Here is a 7033-nt window from a genome sequence, read left to right on the forward strand (position 1 = left end):
ATGGCACGAACCGTCCGAAGGCCGGCGTCTGGATCCCCCCAGCGATGCCTCGGACCGGGACACGCGTGAACGGCAGTGTCAGCAGGCGCGGGTGTGCCCGCGCCGGCCATGGCACTGCCCCGGTGCCCTCGTCGTACACAACCCCCCACTGAACATGGCCTGTTGCCTGCTCAGATCCCGTGTGCAGGGACACGTTATGCCCGCGGATGTTCGTTGATTGCGGTTTTGAGGAAATGCCGGTGCCCTAAACTGCCGACATTCCGTCAGGTTCGCTCGATGAGCGTGCCGTCCTTCTCTTCGTGCAGCGCTCCGGTGCGCGGGCACTCCCAGGTACCCGGTTCCCCCTCGCGCTCCACGAGGCGGACCCCGGCCCGGCCCACCCACCCGATCCGGCGCGCCGGCACACCCGCGACGAGCGCGAAGTCCGGCACGTCCTTGGACACCACGGCGCCGGCCGCGACGAGCGCCCAGCGCCCGACGCGCACCCCAGCCACGCACACCGAACGGGCCCCGAGCGAGGCCCCCTCGGCGACCACGACCCCGGCGGCCTCCCAGTCGCCGTCGCGCTTGATCCGACCCTCGGGGTCGACGGCGCGCGGGTAGAAGTCGTTGGTGAGCACCGCCGCGGGGCCGATGAAGACCCCGTCGCCGAGGACCGCGGGTTCGTAGACGAGTGCGTAGTTCTGCAGCTTCACGTGGTCGCCGATCCGTACGCCGGGGCCTACGTACGCCCCGCGCCCGACGATGCACCCGCGCCCGAGCCGGGCCTCCTCACGGATCTGCGCCAGATCCCAGATCGTGGTTCCCTCACCGATTTCGGCGCTCTCGTCGACCTGGGAGGAGGGTTGGATACGGACACTCACGGCACGGTCCCCTTACGGCTGCGAGGCATACGGAAGCACAGATGCACCATGTACGGATGTACGGAGTGCGGGTGTACGAACCGAGCATATGCGCCGACGGGTCGGCCCACCCGCAGATCAACCGACTGTTCACGCAACGCACTTGGGCCCGGCCCGGGGCGAAGGGGCACAGGAGGCGCGCGGGAGCGGAACCGCGCTCCGGCTCACGTTCGGCGCATCGAGGGGCGGACCGGGGTGAAACCCGATCGACCCTGGGGCGTTAGAGGGGTGAGCTGCCGTTTCGCCCGCGGCGCAGACGCGAGTACGAGGAGCACGATGACAGACCCGAGGCCGGCCGGACGCGGTCGGATGAAGCTGGCAGCCCGATGCCGGGTGGCCACGGAGGCCCCCGCCTTCGGGATGGTCGTCTTCTGCGCGATCCTCTTCAACGCCGCCTTGATGGGGGTGGAGACGTACAGCGGCCTCGCCGCGGAGTACCGGCTCGTGCTGCAGGGCGCGGAGAACTGCTGCCTGGCCCTGTTCACCCTGGAGATGCTGCTGCGCGTGGGCGCCTGCGCGGACCGGCCGAAAGCATTCTTCCGCGACCCGTGGAACCTCTTCGACCTCGCGGTCGTCGCCTCCGCCTTCGTCCCGCTCGTCCGCGAGAACACCACCCTGCTACGGCTGCTGCGCCTGGCCCGGGTCCTGCGCACCGCCCGCTTCCTGCCGCACCTGCGCATCCTGCTGGTCGCGGTGGGCCGCAGCCTGCCGGGCACCGCCAGCTTCCTGTTCGTCGGCGCGCTGGTGCTGTACGTGTACGCCATGATCGGCTGGGTCTGCTTCGCGAGGTCGGACCCCGGGCACTACGGCTCGGTGGGCCGCGCGATGCTCACGCTCTTCCTGCTGACCACGCTCGACGGTCTGACGGACGCCGTCCGCGCGGGGCTGCAGATCTCCCGGCTGAGCATCATCTACTACGCCTCCTACGCGCTGCTCGCCTCCTTCGTGCTGGTGAACGTACTCATCGGCGTGGTCCTCAATTCCCTGGACGAGGCACGCGAGATGGAGGACGAGGCGAAGCGCGCCCCGGCGCCGGGGGCGGAGCCCGACGTCCGGGCGCGGATCGCCACGGCCCGCCGGGCCCTGGACGAGATCGAGGCGAGCCTGCCGCCCACGGCCGACCGGCCGGAGCGGCGGCTGGAGGCCTCGCACAGCGGGACCTGACGGCCGGGGCCGCCCCGGTCATTCGTTCTCGGCGTCGAGCAGCCGGATGTCCCACGTGCCGTCGGAGCGCCGGGTGGAGGCCCAGCGGTCCGGCGGGACGACCGAGGAGAACTGCCCGACGATCGAATCCGCTTCGAAGAGCACTCCTTCGAAGCGGACCCGGCCCCGGAACGTGGCGTGCGCGAAGTCCACCGGTCCTTCGAACACCGCCCCGGTGGACAGGAGCCCGCGCTCCCATGTCGCCGACGCGAAGGAGACGGATCCCGCGAAGCCGGTCGCGCTCATCCCCGCCAGGCCGCGAAAGACGGTGCGGGTGAAGTCCGCCGTCCCGTCCACCCGCATCCCGTTCAGGTCCGCGGAGGCCTGCAGCACGGCCCGGCCGAAGGAGACGTCGGCGAGGAAGACCGCGTCCTTGAACCCCGCCGAGCCGCGAAAGCGCGTCCGGCGGAAGGTCGCCGCGCGGTGGAAGCGGCACCGGTCGAAGTCGCCGACGTGCTCGAAGACCGCGCCGTCGAGGGAGACCGGCCCGGCGAAGGTGGCCCCGGCGAAACCGGCCCGGCCCGCGAAGGTGGCCCGGACGAAGGACGCGCGATCCGAGAACTCGATGTCCGGCCGGTTCCAGCCCTCCGCGAACCGTGCCCGGTCGAAGGCCGCCGGCCCCACTCTGGCGGGTCCCGGAACGCTCGGCTGCAACGCCATGAGGAGGCGCGGCAGCAGGCCGTGATCGAAGGTGGTGCCCCGGAGGTCCACCGGCGCTCCCGGCGACAGTGTCCCGAGGTAGGTTTCCTGGTCCTCGATCTCCAGATGGGCAAGGCACCGCTCGTGGCCCGGCAGCCGGATGCCGATGCAGGCCTGCGGGTCGGCCGGCGAGGCCTCGAGTCCGCAGGCCGGCCAGTCGATGCCCTCGTCCAGGAGCCCGCCCGACTCCGTCAGTACCTGCCCGAGCACCCCGGCGGGCGCGTGGTCGTCGGAACACACCCAGCCCTCGTCGTCGCCACCCACCCGGTGCAGTGCGAGCCGGGCGGGCGAGCCGATCACGTCACCCAGTTCCTCGTGCAGGCGGTGGGAGACGGCGAGGACGAGCGCCCCCGGCCGCACCGTCCGTCCCAGCAGATCCGCGATCACGGGGTGCCGCACCAGCCGGGCGCTCTCGTCCGTGCCACGTCCCACGGCCACGCCGAGCGAGGGGTGCATACCGTCCACGCGCCGGAATCCGTACCGGGTCATGACCCCGGGCAGATCGTGCAGGAGCCGGCCCGCCTTGGCGTGGGCGCCCGGAGCGGCGAACGTGACGAGCAGCGGAGCGTCCCCCTCGCCGCCGGTCAGCCGCCCGCCGACACCGGTGTGCCGCATGAGCTCGACCAGCATGTCGCGCGTCTCCGAGAGCGGCGTGCTCCCGGTCGGGACCACGCCGTCGGTGCCGGGCAGCACCGCCAGGCACACCGCGGTCTCCGTGTCCCGCGCCCGCCCGGAACCCTCCAGCGCCGCGCGGAAGCCCGGCTGTTCCAGCAGGGCGTCGGCCAGCAGGAACACCATGCGGTCGGGCCAGACCGTGTGGACGACGCCGATCAGCGCACCGTCCGCGGAGACGGGGCCGCCGCGGAAGTGCGTCCAACCCTCCGGTTCCGCGGAGAGCCGGACGAGCTCGCCGTTGCGTTCGCCGTCGTGCGGAGCCACCTCGCCCGTGAGCGCGAGCGGGTCCCCCTGGTCGGTGCGGCCGTCGATCCGCAGCCGGTCCAGGCGGTGGTGCTCCCCCGCCGTCAGCCAGGGCAGCGGCTCCACACCGACCGCCGGATCCATCAGGTCCTCGTCGGCCTGGAGCAGCAGCATCCGGGGCGCCGCGTCGTCCCACCACACCGCACGGCAGGGGATCTCCCGGTCACCGGGCCGCACCCAGGCCACCGCGCCCGCGGGGGGCACCGCGTCCCCCACCGTGAGCACGAGGCGCCGGGTCAGCAGGGTGCCGACCTCCTGCGGCTCGGCCATCCCGTCGTGGCGGACCCGGACGACCCGGTCGGCCAGGCCCCGATCCCGCGGTGGCCGCGCCGCGAACGGCAGGGCGCCCTCGGCCACCCGGCGCACGCCCTCCCGGCCCGTGGTGACCCGGGTCGCGGAGAAGTCCGGGCCGGTGCTCCGGTTGCGCGACATGAACTCCCAGACGCGGCGCCGGACCAGTTCCCGTACGGCGGCCACGTCCCCACGCAGCTGTGAGCCGAGCAATGCCTCCCGTACGCCGGGCAGGAACTCGAACTCCACCTCCCCGGGATCCCGTTCGTCCTCCCAGGTCTCGAAGAGCCCGCCGAGGGCGACTTCGGCGAGGTGACCGTGTTCCGAGTCGCGCAGCAGGGAGCGCCGGACGAGGGTCATCACGGGCAGGGTCAGCGGTACGGCGGCCAGGTGGGCGGCGAGCTGCTGGGCCGTCGGCGAGGCGCTCGCCCGGAAGCGTTCCACCACGTCCAGGGCGCTGCGGCCGCCGGCGGGGGCGGGATCCTCCGGGGCGCTCGCGACGGCGGGTTCCGGGTCCAGGCGCAGACAGGCCAGGCGCCGCCACCGGCCGTCCCCGGAGACCACCCGCACCAGCCGGGCCAGGCTGCCGGAGGCGACCCCGACCACGGGAACCACGGGGACGCCGGGCGGGGCGGCGGTGCGGCGGCGGCCGGCGCGGGCGCTGCGGGCGGCCGGGACCCGCTGCCAGGAGCGGGTGGCGGCGGCCGGCCGGTCGGCGCGGACGGCGAAGGGGACGGGCCGGACGGCGCCGCGTGTCCAGAGCCGTTCGGGCAGGACGTTCAGTACGGCCACGGCGTTGTGGGCGCACCAGTGCCGGAGCATGCTCCGCATCGGGGCCTCCCGCCAGCCGCCCGCCACGGTGTCGGAGAGGACCAGGATCAGCCGGCGGCCCGCCGGGTCGGCCAGTTCCAGGGGGTTGCGGGGCGGGCCGTCGTGGCCGTGGGTGACCATCGGGGTGGCGCCGGCGCCGGTGCCGGTCAGCTGCCAGGTGCGCACGTCGCGGAAGACCCCGCTGCGGGTCAGGACGCGGCGGAGCTCGTCCACGTGGTCCGACCAGAGCAGCATGGAGTGGTGGGTGTCGACGACCAGTGCCAGGTCCAGCCAGCGGCTCTCGGCGGGGCGCAGGACCGGGGTCGTCACCATGCGCTCGATGCTGCGTTCCACGGTGAGCTGCTCGTCCAGTTCTTCCCCCGGGCCGCCGATGGAGCGTCGACCGACGGGCCGCAGGGAGCGCATCAGGGCGAGCGGGTCGTCGAGGGAGGCGGCGCGGGGCAGTCGCAGGGGTGAGCCCCGGCGTTCCGTGGCCTCGTCGGCCGGTTTTCCGGCGAACTCGCGCCGGGCGGCCGGGAAGAGCTGGACGGCCGGTTCGCCGCCGGCCGGGACGTCCGTCCCGGGCGCGGAGCCGGGCTCGGGTGAAGGGGGGTCGAGGGGCGGCGGCCGCCCGCCCGGCGGGTCGGCGCCGGGCTCGTCGGGCGGGCGGGTCCCGGCGGGGTCCACGCGGGCCGCCAGCCACAGGATGTCGGCGATCTCCTCCGCCCCGATGCCGGTGCTCGGGACGCTGCCGTCGGCACTGTCGGTGCCGTCGGCGAGGGCCGCGAGCAGCTTCTCGATCACGCCGTGGGCCCGGTCAGGTGCTGCATGACGGTGGCGAGGAAGCGTTCGCGGTCCGCGGGCGCGGACCAGGCGCCGGCGAGGCGGAGTTGGATGGCGTTGAGGAGCTGGTCGGTGGCCAGGTCGCCGTCCTCGCCGCGGTCGAGGAAGGCCTGGACGAGGTCCTGGTACTCCTCGCCGGAATCGATGTCGACCCCGAGCCGGCGGCGGACGATGCGGGCGAGCTTGTCCGGCCCGGGCGGCTCCAGGTGCAGGCGGACGCAGCGGCGCAGGAAGGCGGGCGGGAAGTCGCGTTCGCCGTTGCTGGTGAGGACGACGATGGGGAAGTAGCGGCACTGGACACGGCCCTGGGTGATCCGTACGACCGCGTCGGGGTCGTCGTCGGTGCCGATGGCGACGGTGGGGTCCTCCTGGGCGAGGCGGGCGAGTTCGGGGATGAGGAAGCCGCCGTCCTCGAAGACGGTGAGGAGGTCGCCGGGGAGGTCGATGTCGCTCTTGTCGATCTCGTCGACGAGCAGGACGCGGGGGCGGTCCTGCGGGAGCAGGGCGGTACCGAGGGGGCCGAGGCGCAGATAGCGGGAGATCGAGGGGGCGGAGGGGGTGTCCCGCGGGGGCGCGGTCGCGGGTTCGGTCGGGGGCGAGGTCGCGGGTGCGACCGCTGCCGGGTGTGCTCCGGGGGTGCGCAGTTGCTCCAGCCCGGCCTCCTGGAGGCGGCCGATGGCGTCGTACAGGTACAGCCCGTCCCGCAGGACGGTCCGGCTGGTGATCGGCCAGTGCAGTACGGGCCCCAGGTTCAGGTCGGAGGCGATGCTGTAGGCGAGGGTGGACTTGCCGACGCCCGGTTTCCCGGTGACGAGCAGCGGCCTGCGCAGGTGCAGGGCCGTATTGACCACGTCCTTCTCCGGCTCGTCGGGTACGTAGCCCTCGCCGCGTCGCCAGGTGCGCTCCCAGGCCGCTCCCGCGCACCCGGGCGGCGCGTATCCGGGGTCGGGGGCGCCGGTGAAGTCCCGCCAGGGTGGCGGGAATCCGGCCTCCAGGCGGGCACGCCGGTCCGCGCCCTCGCCGGTCCCGTGGTACAGCCACCAGTCCTTCACCACTGCCTCTGCCTCCATCTTCGGTTCCGCCGTCGGTCGGTGGTCGGGGTCAGGCCAGGGACCGGAGGCCCGGCATGTCGTCGGGATCGTCCCACAGGAGTACCAACTGGTCTCCCCCTGCGGGCGGTTGGTGGGCGTGCGCGGCTCCCGCGGCGGCGCGTGCGGCTCCCGCGGCGCCGCCGGACTGGCCGCCGTCGAGGCGGGTCTGCTGGAAGCCACCAAGAGCGAAGTCCCCTTCATCACCGAGGCCGCACA

General features: G+C 73.8%; 4 protein-coding genes. 1 reads left to right on the forward strand and 3 read right to left on the reverse strand.

Annotated features, from left to right (window positions below):
- Positions 1-263: 263 nt before the first annotated feature.
- Positions 264-863 (reverse strand): acyltransferase, encoded by a 600-nt coding sequence (locus tag AB8A24_RS16290; protein ID WP_328961058.1) that lies wholly within the window; start codon positions 861-863, stop codon positions 264-266.
- Positions 864-1178: 315 nt separating this feature from the next.
- Between AB8A24_RS16290 and AB8A24_RS16295 the strand changes: the two genes are divergently transcribed.
- Entirely contained in the window at positions 1179-2066 is an 888-nt protein-coding gene (locus tag AB8A24_RS16295) for an ion transporter (protein ID WP_328961059.1), read from the forward strand.
- Between the two features lie 18 nt (positions 2067-2084).
- On the opposite strand, the gene AB8A24_RS16300 is transcribed toward AB8A24_RS16295, so the two are convergent.
- Complete coding sequence (locus AB8A24_RS16300) at positions 2085-5687, reverse strand: SAV_2336 N-terminal domain-related protein (protein ID WP_369476278.1); 3603 nt, start codon at positions 5685-5687, stop codon at positions 2085-2087.
- Positions 5684-6796, reverse strand: coding sequence for a MoxR family ATPase (locus AB8A24_RS16305; protein ID WP_328961061.1), 1113 nt, complete (start codon positions 6794-6796; stop codon positions 5684-5686). The genes AB8A24_RS16300 and AB8A24_RS16305 overlap by 4 nt, the downstream gene beginning before the upstream one ends.
- Between the last annotated feature and the right edge of the window lie 237 nt (positions 6797-7033).

This window comes from Streptomyces sp. BF23-19, from assembly GCF_041106355.1.
Lineage (GTDB): Bacteria > Actinomycetota > Actinomycetes > Streptomycetales > Streptomycetaceae > Streptomyces > Streptomyces virginiae_A.